The sequence below is a fragment of the Bifidobacterium sp. ESL0763 genome (assembly GCF_029433395.1).
Lineage (GTDB): Bacteria > Actinomycetota > Actinomycetes > Actinomycetales > Bifidobacteriaceae > Bifidobacterium.
The window spans coordinates 98,501-118,693 of record NZ_JAQTHW010000002.1 but is presented as its reverse complement, the minus strand read 5'-3'; the positions used below and the strand labels follow the sequence as shown (position 1 = coordinate 118,693).

Below are 20,193 nucleotides of genomic sequence, written 5' to 3'. Positions count from 1 at the left end.
CGACTTTTGTGAGTCCGTTTCCGGCATAAAGGACCCCAAAACGAATCAACAGGTTACTGTTGCCGGTACTCACGCGCCAGATCGCCCAAGCGAGCGACGAAACGCGGCCAGTCGGCGTTCATCGCCGTCAGCAGCTTGCGCTTGGGGACCTCGGCGACTGGGATCCAGGCGATCTCCATGCTCTCGTCGTCGTTGGGATGCGGGTCGACCTCGTGGCCCGGCTTCTCGAAGGCGAAGACGGTGGTGTAGGCCCAGGGACCGTGCTCCTCGCGGTGCGTGCCGACCACCTCGATGTCCTCGGGGGTGATGTTGGCCTCCTCGTAGCTTTCGCGCAGGGCTCCCTCGATCGGGCTCTCCCCGTCGGCGAGCGCACCGCCGGGAATGCCCCAGGTGCCGCCTTCCGCGCTCCACATCGCACGGTGCTGCATCACCACATGGGTCACCTCGCCGGTCTCCGGGCTGCGGCGCGCGAGCAGCACGCCGGCGGCGCCGTTCAGCCCCCAGTGCCGACGCCCGCAGGCGCAGTGCACCCAGCCGTCGCCGGGCTGGTGGACGTTGCTTTTCGGGGGCACGATCGATGCGGCCTGTTCTTCGGCCGAGATGCCATCATCCGTGGTGGCTTTGGCTTTTTCGTCGCCGTCGGCCTTCCGCGCCTCGGCCTCTTCCAGCCTCGCCGCGGCGAGCTTGCCGATGCCCACGTTCCACAGGTCGGTCCACGCCACGCCCATATGCCCGACCATGCGGCGCAACAGCGGCAGGCTCAGGCCGAGCACGCCGCTCGGGTCGCCGTCCACCCCGTCGATGAATGCGCCGCCGAGGCCTTCCAGCGTGAAGCATCCGGCCACTTCCAGCGGCTCGCCGGACGCAATATAGGCCTCGATGTCGCGGTCGGAATAATCGCCGAAGCGCACCGTGGCATGACTGGACTCGAGCTCCTGGCGGCCGGTTGCGAAGTCGATGAGGCAGTGGCCGGTCCACAGTTCGCCCGACTTGCCGCGCATCGCGCCCAGACGCCGGCGCGCGACCTCGGGGGTGTGCGGCTTGCCCAGCGGCTCGCCTTCGAAGAGGAACATGGAGTCGCAGCCGACGATCAGCGGGCCGGCCTTGGCGTCGGCGAATCCGGGGTGCTCGGCCAGCGCCTTCTTCATCGGTTCGGCCTCGACGGGCACGTCGACGTCGGAGAAGTCGCGGGTCAGGGTCGAATGGTGGTCGTAGACCTTCTCGCCGTACTGATTGGTGTTGCCATCCGCGGTGCTGCTGATACCGCCTTTGCCATCCCCTGCGCTGGAATCCGTACCGGCTTCGGCGGCACCCTTGGCCCGAAGCGGGAAGGCCGTCACCTGCTCTCCGCCGGCGCCCTGTGCCGCGGCCGCCACCTCCCGGTACGCCTGGTAGACGCTGCGCGCCTTGGCCTGCGCCAGTATCATCACACGCTGCTCGCAGCTCAGGTCGTCGACCGCGACGCCCCGCGCCTCCGCCTCGGCGGCCACGGCGGCCGGCTCATCGACATGCGAGACGTGGATGGTTGGCGAGATGCCAGCGGCATTGAGCACATTGCGCCTTGACGGCGACTGCGAGGCGAGGATCAGCGGAATCGACATAACACTCCAAACGTTTCACCGGCCACAACCGGCACAACACTTATCTACGCCTATCCTACCCAATTCCGGGTTATCAAACGAAAAGCGAACTCAAGATTGGAGTCTGGCCTATACCTCAAAAAAACAACTGACCTCCTTTTGCAAGGAGGCCAATGAGATCTCGGATGGGACCCACCCCATCACCCTTAAGCAGCGTATCACGGAACCCTCATTTCGCCGGCAGGATCCACCAGCAGATAGGTATATGGAAATAGCCGTTCGAAACGCAATCGATTGATCCTCATCGAACGCAAGAGCGGCGGCGGAGGATGACGTCGGTGAGCGCGATGCCGACGGCGGCCAGGAGCGCATAGAACCACGGCTGCTTCCACCACGGCTGTGTGCCACCGGTCAGCGGCAGCGACGAGACCGTCTCCGCGGTGACATCGAGCGTCGAGATCGGCGAGACGTTCGGCGAACCGGTGCCGGTCGTCGTGGGGACATCGGCCGCCGGATGGTCGCCGACCGTCAGACGCGCGTTACCCCTGAGCAGCACACCCCGAGGAATCGCGATGATGAACTTTCCGTTGGCATCGGTGGTACCGGTCGAAGTGGTGGGAGTCGAACCGGCCGGCCACGTCACCGTCACCGCATCGCCCTGCTCGGCGAGCGCACCGGCATGAGCCGCCTTGTCGCCACTGAGAACCGCGCCGGATACCGTGCGTGCGTCCTGGTCGAACTTCAGCGACCCCGCCCCGAACGCCGGAGCCACCACATCCGCCTTCATCGGAGACGAGAAGCTGTACTCGGAATTGCCGTCACTGGTCGTCGTCAGCCGCGTGCGGAACACATAAGAAGCACCCTTGCCAACCGTATCGGCAGCAGACAGATCGGAAACCGCAACCGATCCAGACCACGTATGCGCAGTCGGGTCGAAAGACATGCCCGTCAATGCAGTGCCGTCAGCGTCGATCGTGGAAGCCTGCCTGTCCTGCGGCAACAGCTTCGCCACCACTCCATCACCGGTCTGGTTGAGTGGAGCGATGCCCGTCCCCTGAGGCACCGTGCCAGACACACTTAGCTCGGTCACCGGGTTGCTCGCTGTTCCAGATGACGTCATTGATGCCATATGCGCAATGGGCAAAGAATACCAAGTAGTATGCAAAGTCGAACCGACAACATCATCAAGAGGCGCTGACGCCCCCAACATCCAATCAGGATTGACAGCGGACGGGAAGCGACTCCATCCAACGGCACGAACACCCGGATGTCCTATATGAGAGACAATAGGGAGAGGAACGCTTGTCGACGGGAACGAATTCGGAAACGTTACAGGCCCGAAAGCGTTTGGAAGCGGAGCATCAGATTGACCATTCCAATCGTACGAAACATAGAATTGCGCACCTCGAAGGCCGTACCACGTCTTTTTACTACGTGCTGGAATCCCATACGCAGGGCAACCAGCCCAAGAGCCATCTTCAGAAGTCCATTGTTTTCCTTCCCAGGTTTTATTTTCGCCCTGAACTTTTGTAAATGGACCGCCCTCTGGAGTTGCCGGAGTTCGAACATCATCTGGCAATGCCACACCAGGGCCTAAACGCAACGCAACAAAATTATTTGCTATTCTTTCAAAGAAGCCATACCAATGAACGACTTTAGAAAAATTCCAACCGGATAAATCCAAAGAACGCAACGAATAATTTCTTGCAAAAACGCCCTGCATCCAAGTCACATTCGACGTATTCCAATCAGACAAGCCTGATACCGCATTCAATGATGCGTCGTCACAAAACAGATTATTCATACTTAATACGTTGCTGATATCAATATGTTCCAGACCACTAATAGACCGCAAATTAGGCAAAGCGACAAACCAGTTAGTTATATCCGTTGCATGAGGCCCCATATGCCAATTCAGTATCGTGATACTTGCGACTGAGTTCTGATACATTTGAGACCAAGGAAAATAATTATAAGGAACAGATGCAATAGCATAGCCAGTATCAACCATGGCGTCTGAAACCGTGAAATTACAACTGGAATCGATACTCCAATTGATGTAATCAGTTGTTGGACCGCCGTGATCCGAACCCTTCCATTTTTGATTTGCCAACGGAGCGCATGTGCTTTGCGCGGCAACACTGGGAACCGGTTCTTGCTGAGATTGTGCAGAAACGCTCGAATTAATCTCATTCGTTTCAGTTTTAGAAATTTTCGACGCAGACGGAAACGACGCAGAACCCGATGTGGACGAAGAAGGAGCAGCTACCTGCCCCCCCCCCCCAGCTAATTTCTCGTTATTCGCCGAAGCCGACGAAACCGGGGAAGAAACCGAAGACGGGAGCTCATCGGCCATCGCCGAACCGGCAGGCAATGCGAAAGCGAGCACCGACGCGGCCACCGCCGCCACAACCTTGAACGCGACACCACGCTTGCTCATCGATGCTCCCAACAACGCCGAAAAGACCATAACCAACGGGAACCGCACCCGTACCTCACACAACATCTTCCCGCGCTCAACTTCAAACGCGATAGATATTCACAACTTTAAAAAACACAGCGGACACCACCAACAAAATGGGTGACGCAACCGCTCAAATTCAATGCCTTAAGATGACCTGCGACAATCAGAACGTGTCGTCATGGTCCGAAGTGCTCATCAACGTGAGCACGAGTCTCTTCTTCTCGCGCCGGTAGACCAGAAGCCAATCGCCTTCGATGTGCAATTCATGGTAACCGCGATAATTCCCCTTAAGCCGATGATCGCGATATCGGCGCGTCAATTGAGCGGAATCATAGACCTGCAAATCATCGAGGACCTGATTCAGCTTTCCCAAGTCATAGTGCTTCTTCTTGAGCCGCTTCACGTCCTTGATGAATTTCCCGGTGTACTCGAACTCATACATGTTCAATGATCCGTTTCATGGCATCCGCGTCGCCCGCATAATAAACCGGCGAGGCCTCGGCTTCGTCAATGTCGCGCTCCATCGGGGTCAGGCTCGCACGGAAGGGAAGGCCGCCATCGCGCACCGACTGCGCCAGAAACATGTTGATGGCGGTGCCCATGTCGAGCCCGAGGCTGTCGAAGAGCTTCGACGCCTGGTCCTTGAGGCTCTTCTTCGTCCTGATCTGAATGCGGGAAATGCCCTGCGTCACCTGTGCCATGTTCGTTCCTTACTGCAATAATGTTCTCTATATCAACTAAGTATAGTCAAAATTGAGCCATATTGGCTCATTAAAAACAAAAATACAACAAGCAACAGCAGGATTATAGGCGCTCTTCGTTCAGCGCAGCTCTACCTCGACACCGCGCGGGCTGACGGGGAGGTGGAGGACTCGCCAGTGGCTGCCGGCGAGCTGGGGGGCTGCGATCTCGTCGATCCGGGCGGAGGCGTCGCCGTGGTGGAGGACCAGCACGCAGGGGCCCGCTCCCGAGACCGCGGCGGCGAAGCCCTCGGCCCGCAGCGACTCGATCAGCTGCCACGACGGCGCCATCAGCGACTTGCGGTAGGGCTGGTGCAGCCAGTCCTGCGTGGCGGCGAAGAGCAGGGCGTTCGAACGGGACCGGGATTGCGCATCGTCCCGAGCATCCCCCGCCCCCTGCGCATCGCCCCGCAGCCCCTGCGGATTCATCGCCTCGGGCAGCAACGCCACACGCGAAACGTTGGCGATCGCGTCCTGGTAGGGCACCTGCTCGGGCAGAGCCTCGCGAGCCTTCTGGGTCGACAGCTCGAAATCGGGGACGAAGACGGAGGCGACGACGGCGGGCGAGACCGGGTAGTTGACGGTGTGGAACCCGGCGCGCAACGGCTCGCCGCCGGGGATGCCCACGGAGCCCACACCCTCCGGAGTGCGGAAGTCCCACGAGACGGTGAGCCCGCCGTAGACGGCCGGGGCCACGTTGTCCGGGTGGCCTTCGATGGCCGCCGCCATGCGGAACATGGTGTCGCGGTCGAGCTCGGCGCCGCCACGTGCGAAGGCGGACGCCGCGGCGATACCGGCGACGATGGCCTCGGCGGACGAGCCCATGCCGCGCGCCTGGGGAATGTGGTTCCATGCCTCGAGGGTGAAGGCGAAACGGCGCAGGCCGAACGCCTCGCACGCCTGGCGGAACGTGGAGACCACCAAGTGGGTCTCGTCGCGCGGCAACGTGTCCTCGCCCTCGCCATGGATGATGACGTTGGCGCGGGTTGCGGAACCTTGCTCCTGCGCGTCGTCGAGCGTGAAGGTGAGCTCGTCGTGGTAGTCGAGCGCCAGGCCGACCGTGTCGAATCCCGATCCGAGATTCGCGCTCGTGGCGGGCACCCGCACCTTCACGACCTTCGCCTGTGGCGTCATTCCAGTCATATTCACCTCATTGCCGTTCGAGTTGGCGTCAGAATTACCGTCCGATGGGACTCACGATACGACGAGCCCCAACGGCTCACATCACACGCAGAATGGAGGGATCGCCCACCACGAAGCTGAGCTTGCAGACCTCCTCGACGCACCGGCGCAGCGTGGTCTCGTCGCACATGTGGGTGACCACGCGCAGGGTCTGCAGCTCCCCGGAATAGCCCGGGTTATGCGGAGTGGGCTTCAGGTCCTGGTTGATGCCGTTGATCGAGATGCCGTAGTCCGCGAAGGTCTTGGAGATCGCCGCCAGGATGCCCGGCCGGTCGCAGATGCGGAAGCGCACGGCGAACGCGGCGCGAGAGGCATCCAGCGGCGCCTTGGGCAGGTCGCCGTAGAGCGGGATGCTCGGCCCGACGCAGCCGCCGGCGATGTGGCGGGCCTCAGTGACGATGTCGCCCAGCACGGCCGAGGCGGTGGGCGCGCCGCCGGCCCCACGGCCATAGAACATCAGGTCGTCAGCCGCCTGCGCGTGCACGAACGCCGCGTTGAAGCTGCCGTGCACGCTCGCCAGGGGATGCTCCTCGGGAATCAGCGCCGGGTAGACGCGCGCCGAGACGCCATGCTCGCCGTTGGAGACCACGGAGAGGAGCTTGACCACCTTGTGCTCGGCGGTGGCGGCGGCGATGTCGTCGGCGGTGACCTTGGTGATGCCCTCGACGGCGACGTCGTCGATGCCGACCGGCGTGTGGAAAGCCAGCGTGGCCACGATCGCCGCCTTGTTGGCCGCGTCCTCGCCCTCGATGTCGCCGGTCGGGTCGGCCTCGGCGTAGCCCTTGGCCTGCGCGTCCTTGAGCGCGACGTCGAAATCGAGGCCCTTGGTGGTCATCTCGTCGAGGATGTAGTTGGTGGTGCCGTTGAGGATGCCGACCACGCTGGTGATGGTGTCGCCGGCCAGCGACTCGCGCAGCGGCCGCACCAGCGGGATCGCGCCCGCCACGGCCGCCTCGAAGTAGAGATCGACGCCGTTGGCCTCGGCCGCGCGGTAGAGCTCGGGGCCGTGCTTGGCCAGCAGCGCCTTGTTGGCCGTCACCACCGAGGCCCCGCTGCGAAGCGCCTGCAGCACCAGCGTGCGCGCCGGCTCGATGCCGCCGATCAACTCGACGACGATGTCGGCATGAGTGGCCACGTGGGCGGTGTCATCAATGAGCAGCGAGTGATCGATCCAGGGCTGGCTGACCTTGCGCGGATGACGGCAGGCGACGCCGGCGATCTCGAGGGGTCGGCCGACGCGTTGCGCGAGCTCGTCGCCTTGCTCGACCAGCAGCCGCGCGACCTGCGAACCGACGGTGCCGGCGCCCAGCAGGCCCACGCGGATCGGGGCCGAGCCGTCACGCGTTCCCTTCGGCGCGGCTTGCGCCCGATCGCCCTTACCCTGTGTGCGCTGCCGCGCCGAATCTTCCACCTGACCCATGTCACTCTCCCGTTTCAGCCGCTTGTTTCGCACTATTCGTTCAGACTCATCAATCCTATGAAACGAATCCGACAGGCAATCTTCCCGTTTTCACCGCCACACATGCGGAAAACCGTTCATCGGGAATCCCTCAGTAACGACTTTCCGTACTACGGCAATCCGCCTCAGCTGACGTCCAGGGCGAGCAGGTCGTCGATGGTCTGCCGGCGGATCATCACGTGGGTGTCGCGTTCGCTCACGGCGACGACGGCGGGGATCAGCGCCTGGTTGTAGTTGCTGGCCATGGTGCGCCCGTAGGCCCCGGTGACCGGGACGGCGAGGATGTCGCCACGGCGGACGTCGGCGGGCAGCAGGCACTCGCGCACGATGATGTCGCCGGACTCGCAGTGCTTGCCGACCACGCGGGCGAGCATGGTCTCGGTGCCCTCGGCCATCCGGCCGTGTCCGTCGATGCCGCCGCCGCAGCCGCGGTTGGCGAGCAGCGCCATGTAATCCACGCCGTAGAGCGCCGGACGGATGTTGTCGCTCATGCCGCCGTCGACCGAGACGTAGGTGCGTTCGGCAATCGGGTTGCCGGCGCTGTCCTTGGTGCCTTCGGGCAACGCCACGCGCTTGACGGTGCCGACGCGGTAGAGGCTGACGCCCGCCGGGGCGACAATCCAGCGACCGGGCTCGAAGGAGATGACCGGCGCGGGCATGCCCAGGGCCTTGTTGACCGTGGTGACGGCGTGGGCCAGGCGGGTGAGCTCGGCGTCGATGTCCATGGAGTCCTCGGCGTCGGTATAGGCCACGGAATAGCCGCCGCCCAGATCGACCTCGGGCAGGGTGTAGGCGTCGGTGGCGTAGAAGGTCTTGCGCAGCAGCATCATGCGCCGCGCGGCGATCACGAAGGCGTCGGCGTCGTGGATCTGCGAGCCGATGTGCGAATGGATGCCGACCAGCTCCAGGTCCTCCCGGCGGCGGTGGATGTCCTTGAGCACCGCGAGCGCCGGACCGTCGGCCACGGCCTCCATCGCCTGCGCGAGCTCGCGGTCGGCATCGGACACCTTCACGTTGTTGAGGTCGTAGGGATATTTCACCGAGTAGTCGACCTTGGATGACGAACCGGCGCCGGCACCATTGCCGGTCTCGTTGGCCTCACCGGCCTTGCCGGCTTCGTCGCCATTCCCTTCGCCCAACGTATCGAGCATCGAGAGCACCTCGGGGCCCATGCCGGCGGGCAGCAGCGGGACGCCGAATTTCTGGTCCTCGTGCGCCGTCGAGATGTATTCGTGGCCGCCGGCGTGCACGCCCGAGGTGACGCGGACCATCACCTTGGCGCGGCGGCCCAGGCGGTGGGCGATGGCGGCGATGCGGGCGGGCTCGTCGGGCGAGTCGACCACGATCTTGGCGAACCCCTCGCGGATGGCCAGCTCGATCTCCTCGTCGGACTTGTTGTTGCCGTGCAGCACGAGCCGGCGGCCCGGCACCCCGGCGGCGAGCGCGATGCGGATCTCGCCCATCGAGCAGGTGTCGATAGACATGCCGGCCTGGGTGACGATGCGCACGACCTCCTTGGAGAGGAACGCCTTGCCGGCGAAGCTGGCGTGCGTGGTGGAGGTGGCGAAGGCGTCGGCCGCGGCCCGCATGAAGCGTTGCGCGCGCTTGCGCACCTCGTCGGTGTCGATGAGGTAGAGCGGCGAGCCGAACTCGTCGAGCAGCGACGAGACGCCGTGGCCATGGAAGGCCAGCTCGCCGTCCGCGTTGAAGGCCGTCGCCTCCGGCCAGATCGAAGTGATACCCATGCTGCTCGTCCCCTCCATGTCGGCCGGATGCCCGGCGGTGAACCGATGATTCGATAATTCGATGATTCAACGATAGCGAACCCGCATGAAAGACGCGCCCCGTGTACGGATGCCGAAACATCGTACGCGGGGCGCGTCGGGCGACGGCCATTGGCGGCGTCGCCTCACAGGCTCTTCAGAAGCCCTTGCCTCACATCTTGTCGGGAGCGGTGACGCCCAGCATGTCGAGGCCGGAGGCGATGACCTGCTGCACGGCGTCGTTGAGCTTGAGACGCGCGGCGGCGCGGGCCGGCTCCGGGTTCTTGGCGATGCGCAGGGCCTCGCGCTCGGCCTCGCCCTTGCCTTCCTCGGCGTCGGTGAGGGCCATGGGCACCACGCGCTCGACGTTGTACCACTTGTGGTACGAGCCGGCGAGGGCCTCGAGGTAGTGCGCGACCTTGTGCGGGGCGCGCAGATCGGCCGATTCGGTAACGATGGCGGGCCACTGAGCCAGCGAGGCGAGCACCTCGCCGTCCACCTCGGTGTCGAGCAGCGACATGTCGGCGTCCTTGGCGTCGATCTTGGCGGCGGCCGCGTTGCGGTCGACGTTGCAGCTGCGGGCGTGGGCGTACTGCACGTAGTAGACGGGGTTCTCGTTGGTATGGGAGGCCAGCAGACCGAGGTCCACGTCAATGCTGGTGTTGTAGTCGGTGCGGGCCAGCGAATAGCGGGCGGCGTCCACGCCGACGGCGTCGACCAGGTCCTCGATGGTGACGACGTTGCCGGCGCGCTTGGACATGCGCACGGCCTTGCCGTCCTTCATCACGTTGACCATCTGGCCGATCAGGATCTGCATGTTGACGTACGGGGTGTCGCCGAACGCGTCGCACACGGCCATCAGACGGCCGATGTAGCCGTGGTGGTCGGCGCCGAGCATGTAGATGGCCACGTCCGCCGGGATGGAGGGGTCGCCGTCGCGATGGCGCTTGTTGTAGTAGTAGGCGATGTCGGCCACGAAGTAGGTGTATTCGCCGTTCGACTTGATGATGACGCGGTCCTTGTCGTCACCGTGCTTGGTCGAGGCGAACCAGGTGGCGCCGTCCTTCTCGTAGATGTCGCCCTGCTGGCGCAGCTTGTCGATGTACTTCTCGACCGCGCCATTCTGGTAGAGGCTGTTCTCGTGGAACCACACGTCGAAGTTGACGCGGAAGTTCTCGAGCGAATCCTGGATCTCGGTGAACATCATGTCCACGCCGCGCGAACGGAACTCCTCGCGCTGCTCGGAATCGCCCTCGCCGAGCGACTCGCCGCTCTCGTCGACGCCGGCGCTCTTGCGCGGCAGGGAGAGCACGTCGACACCGTCGGCCTTGGCCTCGTCGATCACGCGCTGGGCGATCTCGTCGATGTACTTGCCCTTGTAGCCGTCGGCGGGGGTCGGCTCGCCGTGCGCGGCGGCGACCAGCGACTTGGCGAAGCGGTCGATCTGCGAACCGTGGTCGTTGAAGTAGTACTCGCGGACGACCTTGGCGCCGTTGGCCTCCAGCACGCGGCCGAGCGCGTCGCCGATCGCGGCCCAACGCACGCCGCCGATGTGCAGCGGTCCGGTGGGGTTGGCGGAGACGAACTCGAGGTTCAGCACCTTGCCGCCGAGATGGTCGTTCTTGCCGTACTTGTCGCCCTGCTCGAGCACGTCGTCGACCACGGCGGCGGCCGATGCGGAGTCAAGGGTGATGTTGATGAAGCCGGGGCCTGCCACCTCGACGGAGGCGATGCCATCGGCCTTGGCGAGCCTGTCGGCGAAGGCCTGGGCCAGGTCGCGCGGCTTCATGCCGGCCTTCTTGGCCGACTGCATGGCCACGTTGGAGGACCAGTCGCCATGGGCGCGGTCCTTGGGTCGCATGACGCTCAGCTTCTCGACGGGAGGGATCATGTCAGCGGTCATCTGGCCGGCGGCACCCTCGTCCACCAGCTCATGCGCTGTTTTCGAAATCAGTTCACTTAACGCTTCTGGGTTCATAGAACTTACGATACTATATCTCATAACCAATTAGCGACCCCACGACGTGCCGGGTCCGCCATTCGACATCGAAACGCCCATATCGGGAAAACAAAAAGACACAGGGGAACAATCCGCGAATCTGGTGGGCCCGATGGGATTCGAACCCACGACCTTTTGCTCCGGAGGCAAACGCTCTATCCAGCTGAGCTACGGACCCAGACAACTTCTCAAGCATAGCACCTCAGCCGACCAACCCGGCGGGCGCGCGGCGAGGGCCGGAAAGAGCCGGCGGACAGGGCGCGTCCACCTGCGAGCGGCGCGGAAACCGGCATGCGCGATCGCCGATTTGCGTCTAGACTTGGGGTATGGCCCCTGAAATGAACGATTTCGAATTCGACCGGCGGTTCTTCTGCCGCCAGATGCCGGACGCCTATGACGACACGCCGACGCTGATCGTGCAGAGCTATTACGTGCACGCCGACAACTACGCGCTGCGCGTGCGGCTGGTGAGCCATCAGACCCGCATCGAAATGGGCCCCGACACCGACGCCAGAGCAGTGCTCGACCACTATCGCGACGATTTCACCGAGGCCTCCGTGGCCATCAAGGGCCCGTCGGTGGGCGGCACGCGCTACGAGGCCTCGCGCCCGATCGACGCCAACATCGCCGCGGAACTGGTCAAGCGCGGCGGCGAGACCATCATCAAGAACCGGTTCGCCGCATGGATCGGCGAGGACGGCTGGGACATCGACGTCTTCGGCGGCGGCAACGCCCCGCTGGTGATCGCCGAGGCCAAGCGCAGCAGGCCGGTGACCAACCTCGTCATCCCCGATTTCTGCGTCACCGAGATCACCGACCAGGCTCGGTTCTCCAACGATGGGCTCGCCGGGCGGCCCTTCGGCGAATGGAGCGCGGACTTCGAGCGGGAGCTGGCGCATACCGGCCCGCATTTCGAGCAGATCTACGGGCACAACCGCCACGAATAAGACAGCGGCCCGCTGGTTGCCTCGGCAATCGGCGAGCCGGCTCGATCAATCCATCAATCCGTCAGTACATCAGTACATCAGCGTGGACAGGCGGCGGCGCGCGGTCTTGAGCCTCGGGTCGTCGGGCTCGGGGATGGTGAAGTATTCCAGCAGGCGCTTGCGGACCGGCTCGAGGTCGGCCTTGTGCCCGGCCGCCAGATAGTCCAGCAGGCGCGAGAAGGCGTCGCCGATCTGCCCGCCGATCATGTCGACGTCGGCGACGGTGAGCTGCGCGTCGACGTCGTCGGGCCTGTCGGCCGCGGCCGTGCGGGCCTGCCGCACATCCACATCGCCGGAACGGCCGAGCAGCAGTGCCTTGGAACGCTCGCGGGCGGCCAGCCTGTCGTTGGGATTGGCCTCGAGCACCTTGGCGTAGGCCTCGGCGGCGCCGGCATAGTCACCGTCGGCGGCGAGGCGATGCGCCTCCTGGTGCTCCGGCGGCACGGCCGGCTCGGCATTGGCCCCGGCGCCACCGGCATCGGCATCGGGATCGCCGGAATACGGCGCCTCGCCGGTCACGCCCGACTGCTGGGCCAGCTGCACGATCTGCGGCAACAGCTCGTCGACGATCTGCTTCATCTCCGCGTCGCCGGGCAGACCCTGCAGAATGGGCATCGGACGCCCGCCGATCAGGGCGAAGAGCGCCGGCGCGCCCTTGATCTGCAGCGCCTGGGCGATCTGCGGATCCTGGTTGACGTCGATGCGGGCCAGCTGCATCTTGCCCTTGAGCGCGTTGACGGCGTCGGCCAGGGCGCGCGCCATCGGGAAGAGCCTGTCGTCGGTGGGCATCCACAGCAGCAACAGCACCGGATAGGTCGCGGATGTCTGCACCACGGCCTGGAACGTCGCCTCGCTGACGTCGATGACGTAGCCTCCGGCGGCCGGCGCACCACCCGCCTGCCCCGGCTCGGCCTTGACCTGGTGCTTCAGCGCGCCCAAGTCGACCGCGCCCGCCAGTGAGATGCCCGGATTCGCCTGCGGCTTCTTCTCTGCCATGTTGCCTCTTTCCCCATGCACGCGTCGCTCGCATGCTTAAACGTTATGCTCATATCTTTCCGCGGCCCCGACCGGCCGCCGGACCATCAGACCGCCTCGACCTTGGTCGGCTGGCGTTCGGCGCCCACCGCGATGATCTTCTGGCCGGATTTGGCCGGCGGCACGTAGAAGGCGACCACGTTGACATAGGTCACCTTCATGGTGCTGGTGGCCTTGCCCTGCCCGAACAGCGCACGCTCGGCGTCGGAGGCGGGCTGGGACTCGCGCCCCTCGCCGGCGGCACGGGTCCACTCGGAGTCGATCTGGGCGACCACCAGGTCACCGCCGTCGCTGGAACGCATCACCGCAATCTGCCCCTTGACAGGCGCGAAGGTCTGGGTCTGGGTACCCTTGTTGCGCTCCATGCCCTGCGCCACGGTCTGCGAGAGCTTGTCGAGGTCCTGGCGGAAGTAGTCGTCATCGAACTGGGAGGCGTATTTGCTCTGCTTGCCCTTCTCGAGCACGTTGGCGTATTCGCTCACCGTGTCCTGCGGGGTGGCCACCAGCCCGGTGTCGTCGGCGGAGCCCATGTCGGCGCCGATGCTGGGGATGGCGAACTTCGGTAGCTTCGCGCCCTGGAAGAGGCGCACGATGCCCCACAGCTTGTAGTTGCTGCGGGCGCTCTCCTGGTTCATCACCATCAGGCGCTTGGACTGCTGGTCCTTGGTGGTGGTCGTGATCGAGAAGACGGAACGCGGCCAGCCCGACTGGGTGGGGATGACGGTCTGCGCGATGTCACGCGGGATCGTGGCCTTCGAATCGAGGTTGCCGGTGGCCTGCGCGATCTGCAGCTCGCTGGAACGCACCTCGAGCGCCGGGCCCGAAAGCCGCGCCGAAAGCCCGTCGGGGCTCTTCGCCTTGTCGGCCTCGGCCAGGGTATCGAGCACCTCGCCGCGGATCTTCCTCTCCTGCGCCTCGCTCATGTCGGGGGATTGCGAGGCGGAGTCCGCCGAACCCGAGGGATGGGGCACCTGTCCGGCGCAGCCGGTCATGCCGAACGCCGCCACGATGGCGAGCCCGGCGATGGCCACTTTCCTGCATACGCTGTTCATGCTCATGCCGCCCCTCCTTCATGCTTGTTATCGTCGCCGTCGGCGCCCCCGGCGTTCTGCGCCTGGGCCGCCACCGGATCCGTGGCGGTGCCGTTCAGGGCCGCCATGAAGGAATCCATATCGTCCTGCTTCACAGAGGGCGTCTCGGCCGATTCGTGGTCGCCCTGACCATGTTGGTCATTCTGGACGTTCTGATCGTTCTGGCCATCCTGGCCGTTCCGATCGCCCTCGCCATCGTCTTGTGCGGAGGCCTCGGCGGCGAGACGCTGCAGATAGTACTGCAGCTCGTTCCGGCTGGCCTCGTGCGTCTCGACAGGTTCGCTCTCGGGGCGACCGGCATGCCTGCCGTGCCTGGCGTGGCCCGTGCGGCCGGACTCCCTGGACCCGTCCGCCTTCTCCGCCGGCTGAGCGGCGGATGCGTCGTCCATGTGGGCCGGCTGGTCATCCTGGGTGCCCTGTCCGTCTTGGTCACCGCCGAGATCGGTCGCCAGCGCGGAAAGGGACGCCATCGCGCCCGCGTCGTTCATGGCGGTGGACACCTCATCCTGGGGATTGCCACCCAGCACGCTCTTCTCGCCGATGGTATCCGGCTTGCTGTCGGAATCGGATTCGTCAGCGGTCATACCGGATTCGCCGGGCTCGCCGGTCCCGATGCCGGCACCGGATGCATTCGTCAGATCGTCCGTTTCGGCTACGGCGGCGCGATCGGCATTGCCAGCCTCGCCATCCTCGCCGGAGACCATGGACGCATCATCGTTCGAAGAAGCAGTGGCGACACTGCCGGCGATTCCGGCGACACCCGCACCAGCGAGCGCCGAGGCGCCGGCCAAGTCGGGAACGCGAAGCGAATCGGAGGCGACGGCGTCCGTGCCCGTTTCGGCCGTACCCGTGCCGCTGGCCCCGATGTCGCCGGCGTTGCTCGCCTGGAGACTGGCCACCATATTGCGGCGCAACGGATCGATGATGTTCGGCGTGCCGGACGCGCCCTCATCACCCATGGCACCCGCCTCGGCGCCACCCGTCCTTTGGACGCTGGCGATGTGGCTGGCGGTGTGGGTGGGTGTATGGTCGCTGCGCTTCAGGCTGAGCCCCAGGGCCTGGAAGCTGCCGGTCATCGCCTCGCTGATGGTCACTTCCTCGCTGACGGGCTCGGCCTTCCTGGCCTTGCGCTTGTGCTTGTCCAAACCGAGCATCCGCTTGAGTCTCTTCGGCTCCATGGCGAGCACCGAGGCGGCCAGAGCCGTGAGGATGGCGAAGAGCAGCGCGAGGCCATAGAAGACATAGGGCGTCTTGGAGGCCGTGTGGCGCACCCAGTGCATGCTCAGCGACACCGGAACCGACGAGGCGTCATCGCTCTTGGCTGAATGATGGGACTTCTTGTCGGCATGTGCGGCCGTCTTCGCGGGGGCCTCGCCGCCCTTGAGGTCGATGATGGCCACTTCCCCATCGTCGACGTTGCGCAGGCTGAGGCTCGTCCCGCTGGCCCCGCAGCGCACCTGGCGCCACATGTCGGAATCCTTGAACGCCACGTCGCCGTCGGAAGTCCTGCCAGCGGAATCGGCTCCGGCCTGGCTCACCTTGCTGGCGAGCGTCGTCCAATTGCCCAGGCCAGTCACCCTCGTGTAGCTGTGGCCCGCCACCCATCCGGCGGCGTCCTTGGAGGAGGCCAAAGCCACGCATACCTTCGACTTGCGCGCGTGGCCGCCCACGCCCACCTTGAGGTCCACGGCGTCGTCGACGAGGTTCAGCACCCCCGGGTCGGTGACGATGTATCTGGTGCCCTGCACCTGCCCGGAGGCGGTGATCTCGGGGCTTGGCTTCCAGACGGTGGCGTTGAGCACGCCCAGCACGAGGGACGCGACGGCCAGCAGACCCAGAATCGGCGCGACGATTCCACGCATGACGGAGGCGCGCCGCGTCGGCTTGGCGTTCGCCTTCTGTGGTTCATGGTGTATTGAAGTCATAACTGTCTCGATTCTACAAGACGAGGCTGATAGATTTCTGAATCGGGTGAAACCCCCGGCGTACCACGGCGGCGGCCTTGCCGATATCTATTCCCCCATGACAATAACGAGCACACCATTAATCATGGTCAAAGGCTAGAGTGGAGAACCATGCACAATCTCAAGACCGGTTCACCCTTGAAATCACTGGCCCGGGCATGCGCGGCGCTGTGCGCCCTGGCGCTGTCCGTGGGCCTCGCCGCCTGCGGCTCCTCCAACGACTCGTCCGCGAGCTCCGACGACACCCAGATGGCCGGCGTCACCGCGTCCGGCCAGCTCGGCAAGAAGCCGAAGATCTCGTTCCACACCCCGATGCAGGTGGTCAACAACTCCTATGCGGTCCTGCAGAAGGGCGACGGAGCCACGATCGGCGACGGCGACCGCGTATGCACGCAGGGCGTCTCGCTCAATGCCAAGGACGGCAGCGAGATGATGAGCACCTGGGAGAAGGGCACTCCCGACTGCTCCATCGTGATCAACAAGAAGAGCCTCAACTCCATGTACTACAACCTGCTGAAGGGCCAGAAGATCAATACGACCGTGGCCTTCGGCGTCAACGACGGCAACAAGTCCAGCACCTCCTACATCATGGCGCTCACCCTGGTCTCGAAGTCCAAGGCCGATATGCGCGCCAAGGGCGAGAAGGTGGCCGACGTCCCGGCCGACCTGCCCAAGGTCACGCTCGCCTCTAACGGCGCCCCCTCCATCGACTTCAATGGCTACCAGCCCGGCGGCAGCCTCGTGGCGCAGACGCTGATCCGCGGCAACGGCAAGAAGGTGACGGCCAACGACACCGTCGACGTCCACTACACCGGTTGGGTGATGGGCAAGGACGGCAAGCCCTCGCAGTTCGACTCCTCATGGTCCAAGGGCGCCCCGGTCCAGCTTTCGCTGCAGCAGGTCGTCAAGGGCTGGACGCAGGGCCTGGCCGGCCAGACCGTCGGCTCGCAGGTGCTGCTCGTCATCCCGCCAGATCTCGGCTACGGCGACAAGGCACAGGACAAGATCCCGGCGAACTCCACGCTCTACTTCGTGGTCGACCTGCTCTACGATTACGGCCCGCAGCAGTCCGAGTAGCGGCGCGGCGCCCTTGGCTGCTCGGTGTTGAACCGACCGCGGGCCAAGGAACGCACCACGTAAAAACGATGCCCACTTCACCAGCAGATGGAGTGGGCATCGTCGTATCAGTCGTATCAGTCGTATCAGAAGAGGCGCAGGCTGTCGTCGTCGGTGCCCTTCATCTCGTCGTAGTCGAGGATGAGGCATTCGAAACCACGCTCCTGCGCCAGCACACGCGCCTGCGGGGTGATGGTCTGCGCGGCGAACATGCCACGCACCGGGGCGAGCAACGGGTCCTTGTTGAGCAGCTTGCAATAGCGGGTGAGCTGCTCGACCCCGTCGATGCCGCCGTGGCGCTTGATCTCGATGGCGACATGCTGGCCCTTGCCGTCGATCGCCATGATGTCGACCGGACCGATGGGGGTCGGGTATTCGCGGCGCACGAGCCTGGCGCCCTCGCCGATGCGCCCGATCTGCTGGGCCAGATAGTGCTGCAGGTGGTCCTCGACGCCGTCCTTGACCAGGCCTGGGTCCTCCCCCAGGTCGTAGGTCTCGTCGGAGTAGACGTGCTGCAGGGTCACCTCGAGGATGTCGCTCGACTTCTGCGCCGCCACGCGGAAGACCTTCTCCGGTGCCGCCTCGACGGATTCATCGACTTCCACGGCGTCACTGGCTTCAGCGACTTCAACGACTTCAGTGGTCTTATCGGCGTCGCCGGCACCGTCATCGGCCATGCCGTCAGTCACCGCGTCGTCGGCTTCGGGCGTGACCTCCCTGATGGTGCAGGGCGCGGCCATCCAGTTGAGTGGCTTGTAGGAGCCGAGCTCGGAGAAGATCAGTAGGCTGTTGTCGGCCTTGATCAGCAGCACGCGTTTGGCCATGGGCAGCGAGGCGTTCAGCCTGCCGGAATAGATGGCGGAGCAGTCAGCAACAATAATTCGCACGGGACCACTCTACCCAATCCTCTGGGCGAAGCGCGAGCAACCGTCCGATTCAACGGTTCATGCGCTCCGTCGGCATGGCGCACACGGGCATGCAAAAGGCGGGGACACCGGACGAACCGGTATCCCCGCCCTTGAAAGGAACGGCGGCGCGCTATTCGGCCGCGCCCGCCTTGGGCTCCTCGCCGCGTTGGACCGCGACGGTGAGCCTGTTGGAGTCAAACGAGATAAACCCATCGGAGACATCGAACGAGTGACGCTTCCCCTCGGTGTCGACCGCGGAGACCGTGCCGGACTTGATGACCGTGAGAATCGGCTCGTGGTCGGGCAGAATCCCCATGCCACCCTCGCTCGCGGGGATGGTGACGGACCTGGCCGCGCCGCTCCACAGGGGGCGGTCAGCGGCGACGATGTTCACCTGCATGGAAGACTGTGACCCTGCCATCACGCACCGTATTCCTTCTGCATGTCGTGCCACTTGTGCTCGAGGTCGTCGATGCCGCCGATGCCGCTGAACGCCTGCTCGGGCACCTCGTCATAGACGCCGTCGCAGATGCGCTTGAAGGCCTCGACCGTCTCGTCGGCGGGCACATAGGAGCCCTCCAGGCCGGTGAACTTCTTCGCCACGTAGAAGTTCTGGCCCAGGAACTGCTGGATCTTGCGCGCGCGGTTGACGGTGGTCTTGTCCTCCTCGCCGAGCTCGTCGATGCCGATCAGGGCGATGATGTCCTGGAGCTCCTTGTTGCGCTGCAGAATCGCCTTGACGCGGTTCGCGGTGTCGTAGTGCTCCTGGCCCACGTAGCGCGGATCGAGGATTCGCGAGGTGGACGACAGCGGGTCGACGGCCGGGTAGATACCCTTGGAGGCGATGTCACGAGCGAGCTCGGTGATCGCGTCCAAATGGGCGAACGTGGTGGCCGGGGCCGGATCGGTGTAATCGTCGGCGGGCACGTAGATGGCCTGCAGAGAGGTGATCGAGTGGCCGCGGGTCGAGGTGATGCGCTCCTGCAGGGAGCCCATCTCGTCGGCCAGGTTCGGCTGGTAGCCCACTGCGGAAGGCATGCGCCCGAGCAGCGTGGAGACCTCGGAACCGGCCTGCGTGAAGCGGAAGATGTTGTCGATGAAGAGCAGCACGTCCTGGTTCTGCACGTCGCGGAAGTACTCGGCCATCGTCAGCGCGGTCAGCGGCACGCGCAGACGGGTCCCCGGGGGCTCGTCCATCTGACCGAAGACCAACGCGGTCTTCTCCAGCACGCCAGCGTCGTCCATCTCGCCGATCAGGTCGTTGCCCTCACGGGTACGCTCGCCGACGCCCGCGAACACGGAGACGCCGCCGTGGTTCTGCGCCACGCGCTGGATCATCTCCTGGATCAGCACAGTCTTGCCGACACCCGCGCCGCCGAAGAGGCCGATCTTGCCACCCTCGACGTACGGGGTGAGCAGATCGATGACCTTGATGCCCGTCTCGAACATCTTGGTGCGGCTCTCGAGCTGGTCGAAGGCCGGAGGATTGCGGTGGATGGACCAACGCTCCTTGACCTTGACGGTCTCGTCGGGCTTCTTGTTCAGGATGTTGCCCGTGACATCGAAGACATGGCCCTTGGTCACGTCGCCGACCGGCACCTCGATGGGGCCGCCGGTGTCCTGAACGCTCTCGCCGCGCACCAAGCCGTCGGTCGGCTTCAGCGCCACGCAACGCACGGTGGAGTCGCCGAGGTGCTGCTCGACCTCAAGGGTGATCTCCTTGACGGTCTCGCCTTCGGTGTCGCCTTCGTTGCCGATCTTGACTTTCAGGGCATTGTAGATGTCGGGCAGGTGGCCAGCCGGAAACTCGACGTCGATGACGGAGCCCTGGACGCGTGTGATGCGCCCTGCGCTCGGATCGATCGTCGGCTTTTCGGAAGCCGCTGTGGACTGCTTGTCAGCCATA

At 64.6% G+C, this 20,193-nt stretch carries 16 protein-coding genes and 1 tRNA gene; 2 read left to right on the top strand and 15 right to left on the bottom strand.

All coding sequences use genetic code 11. The annotated features are described in order from the left end of the window. Positions 1–53 precede the first annotated feature (53 nt). The 9 genes from PT282_RS01395 to PT282_RS01355 form a co-directional block, all read right to left on the bottom strand. Complete coding sequence (locus PT282_RS01395) at positions 54–1,601, bottom strand: Maf family protein (protein ID WP_277167815.1); 1,548 nt, start codon at positions 1,599–1,601, stop codon at positions 54–56. A gap of 280 nt (positions 1,602–1,881) precedes the next feature. After that, complete coding sequence (locus PT282_RS01390; RefSeq protein ID WP_277167814.1) at positions 1,882–4,020, bottom strand: BspA family leucine-rich repeat surface protein; 2,139 nt, start codon at positions 4,018–4,020, stop codon at positions 1,882–1,884. Between the two features lie 187 nt (positions 4,021–4,207). Continuing rightward, positions 4,208–4,486, bottom strand: coding sequence for a type II toxin-antitoxin system YafQ family toxin (locus PT282_RS01385; protein WP_277167813.1), 279 nt, complete (start codon positions 4,484–4,486; stop codon positions 4,208–4,210). Beyond that, on the bottom strand, positions 4,479–4,745 hold the full coding sequence (locus PT282_RS01380; protein WP_277167812.1) for a type II toxin-antitoxin system RelB/DinJ family antitoxin: 267 nt from the start codon (positions 4,743–4,745) through the stop codon (positions 4,479–4,481). Before PT282_RS01380 ends, PT282_RS01385 begins: the two co-directional genes overlap by 8 nt. Positions 4,746–4,865: 120 nt before the next feature. Then, positions 4,866–5,918, bottom strand: coding sequence for a homoserine kinase (locus PT282_RS01375; protein ID WP_277168906.1), 1,053 nt, complete (start codon positions 5,916–5,918; stop codon positions 4,866–4,868). A gap of 85 nt (positions 5,919–6,003) precedes the next feature. After that, the gene (locus PT282_RS01370) at positions 6,004–7,386 is read right to left on the bottom strand and encodes a homoserine dehydrogenase (RefSeq protein ID WP_277167811.1); all 1,383 of its coding nucleotides are present in this window, start codon (positions 7,384–7,386) and stop codon (positions 6,004–6,006) included. Between the two features lie 164 nt (positions 7,387–7,550). Continuing rightward, a complete protein-coding gene (locus tag PT282_RS01365; RefSeq protein WP_277167810.1) occupies positions 7,551–9,170 on the bottom strand; it encodes a diaminopimelate decarboxylase in 1,620 nt (539 codons plus the stop codon). 190 nt (positions 9,171–9,360) lie between these two features. Further along, complete coding sequence (argS, locus tag PT282_RS01360) at positions 9,361–11,166, bottom strand: arginine--tRNA ligase (protein WP_277167809.1); 1,806 nt, start codon at positions 11,164–11,166, stop codon at positions 9,361–9,363. A gap of 122 nt (positions 11,167–11,288) precedes the next feature. Further along, positions 11,289–11,365: transfer RNA gene (locus tag PT282_RS01355), tRNA-Arg, on the bottom strand. Positions 11,366–11,513: 148 nt separating this feature from the next. Here PT282_RS01355 and PT282_RS01350 point away from each other — a divergent pair. Continuing rightward, positions 11,514–12,134, top strand: coding sequence for a hypothetical protein (locus tag PT282_RS01350; protein ID WP_277167808.1), 621 nt, complete (start codon positions 11,514–11,516; stop codon positions 12,132–12,134). Positions 12,135–12,203: 69 nt separating this feature from the next. Here PT282_RS01350 and PT282_RS01345 read toward each other — a convergent pair whose 3' ends face one another. The 3 genes from PT282_RS01345 to PT282_RS01335 all read right to left on the bottom strand — a co-directional run bounded on the left by PT282_RS01345 (position 12,204) and on the right by PT282_RS01335 (position 16,224). Next, on the bottom strand, positions 12,204–13,169 hold the full coding sequence (locus PT282_RS01345) for a tetratricopeptide repeat protein (protein WP_277167807.1): 966 nt from the start codon (positions 13,167–13,169) through the stop codon (positions 12,204–12,206). Between the two features lie 86 nt (positions 13,170–13,255). Beyond that, complete coding sequence (locus tag PT282_RS01340; RefSeq protein WP_277168905.1) at positions 13,256–14,260, bottom strand: hypothetical protein; 1,005 nt, start codon at positions 14,258–14,260, stop codon at positions 13,256–13,258. A 2-nt stretch (positions 14,261–14,262) separates the two neighbouring features. Next, a complete protein-coding gene (locus PT282_RS01335; RefSeq protein ID WP_277167806.1) occupies positions 14,263–16,224 on the bottom strand; it encodes a hypothetical protein in 1,962 nt (653 codons plus the stop codon). Positions 16,225–16,374: 150 nt separating this feature from the next. On the opposite strand from PT282_RS01335, the gene PT282_RS01330 reads away from it, so the two are divergent. Further along, positions 16,375–17,340: an FKBP-type peptidyl-prolyl cis-trans isomerase gene (locus PT282_RS01330; protein WP_277167805.1), complete on the top strand. Its 966-nt coding sequence runs from the start codon at positions 16,375–16,377 to the stop codon at positions 17,338–17,340. Positions 17,341–17,465: 125 nt separating this feature from the next. On the opposite strand, the gene nucS is transcribed toward PT282_RS01330, so the two are convergent. The 3 genes from nucS to atpD form a co-directional block, all read right to left on the bottom strand. Next, positions 17,466–18,266, bottom strand: a complete 801-nt coding sequence (gene nucS / locus PT282_RS01325) for an endonuclease NucS (protein ID WP_277167804.1) — start codon at positions 18,264–18,266, stop codon at positions 17,466–17,468. A 151-nt stretch (positions 18,267–18,417) separates the two neighbouring features. Then, positions 18,418–18,708: a F0F1 ATP synthase subunit epsilon gene (locus PT282_RS01320; protein ID WP_277167803.1), complete on the bottom strand. Its 291-nt coding sequence runs from the start codon at positions 18,706–18,708 to the stop codon at positions 18,418–18,420. Beyond that, entirely contained in the window at positions 18,708–20,192 is a 1,485-nt protein-coding gene (atpD, locus tag PT282_RS01315; RefSeq protein WP_277167802.1) for a F0F1 ATP synthase subunit beta, read from the bottom strand. The genes PT282_RS01320 and atpD overlap by 1 nt, the downstream gene beginning before the upstream one ends. Position 20,193: the final 1 nt, after the last annotated feature.

Excerpts from the sequence above, each read along its gene's own strand:
- PT282_RS01395 (WP_277167815.1), bottom strand. The coding sequence starts at position 1,601 with ATGTCGATTCCGCTGATCCTCGCCTCGCAGTCGCCGTCAAGGCGCAAT.
- PT282_RS01390 (WP_277167814.1), bottom strand. The coding sequence starts at position 4,020 with ATGAGCAAGCGTGGTGTCGCGTTCAAGGTTGTGGCGGCGGTGGCCGCG.
- PT282_RS01385 (WP_277167813.1), bottom strand. The coding sequence starts at position 4,486 with ATGTATGAGTTCGAGTACACCGGGAAATTCATCAAGGACGTGAAGCGG.
- PT282_RS01380 (WP_277167812.1), bottom strand. The coding sequence starts at position 4,745 with ATGGCACAGGTGACGCAGGGCATTTCCCGCATTCAGATCAGGACGAAG.
- PT282_RS01375 (WP_277168906.1), bottom strand. The coding sequence starts at position 5,918 with ATGACGCCACAGGCGAAGGTCGTGAAGGTGCGGGTGCCCGCCACGAGC.
- PT282_RS01370 (WP_277167811.1), bottom strand. The coding sequence starts at position 7,386 with ATGGGTCAGGTGGAAGATTCGGCGCGGCAGCGCACACAGGGTAAGGGC.
- PT282_RS01365 (WP_277167810.1), bottom strand. The coding sequence starts at position 9,170 with ATGGGTATCACTTCGATCTGGCCGGAGGCGACGGCCTTCAACGCGGAC.
- argS (WP_277167809.1), bottom strand. The coding sequence starts at position 11,166 with ATGAACCCAGAAGCGTTAAGTGAACTGATTTCGAAAACAGCGCATGAG.
- PT282_RS01350 (WP_277167808.1), top strand. The coding sequence starts at position 11,514 with ATGGCCCCTGAAATGAACGATTTCGAATTCGACCGGCGGTTCTTCTGC.
- PT282_RS01345 (WP_277167807.1), bottom strand. The coding sequence starts at position 13,169 with ATGGCAGAGAAGAAGCCGCAGGCGAATCCGGGCATCTCACTGGCGGGC.
- PT282_RS01340 (WP_277168905.1), bottom strand. The coding sequence starts at position 14,260 with ATGAACAGCGTATGCAGGAAAGTGGCCATCGCCGGGCTCGCCATCGTG.
- PT282_RS01335 (WP_277167806.1), bottom strand. The coding sequence starts at position 16,224 with ATGACTTCAATACACCATGAACCACAGAAGGCGAACGCCAAGCCGACG.
- PT282_RS01330 (WP_277167805.1), top strand. The coding sequence starts at position 16,375 with ATGCACAATCTCAAGACCGGTTCACCCTTGAAATCACTGGCCCGGGCA.
- PT282_RS01320 (WP_277167803.1), bottom strand. The coding sequence starts at position 18,708 with ATGGCAGGGTCACAGTCTTCCATGCAGGTGAACATCGTCGCCGCTGAC.
- atpD (WP_277167802.1), bottom strand. The coding sequence starts at position 20,192 with ATGGCTGACAAGCAGTCCACAGCGGCTTCCGAAAAGCCGACGATCGAT.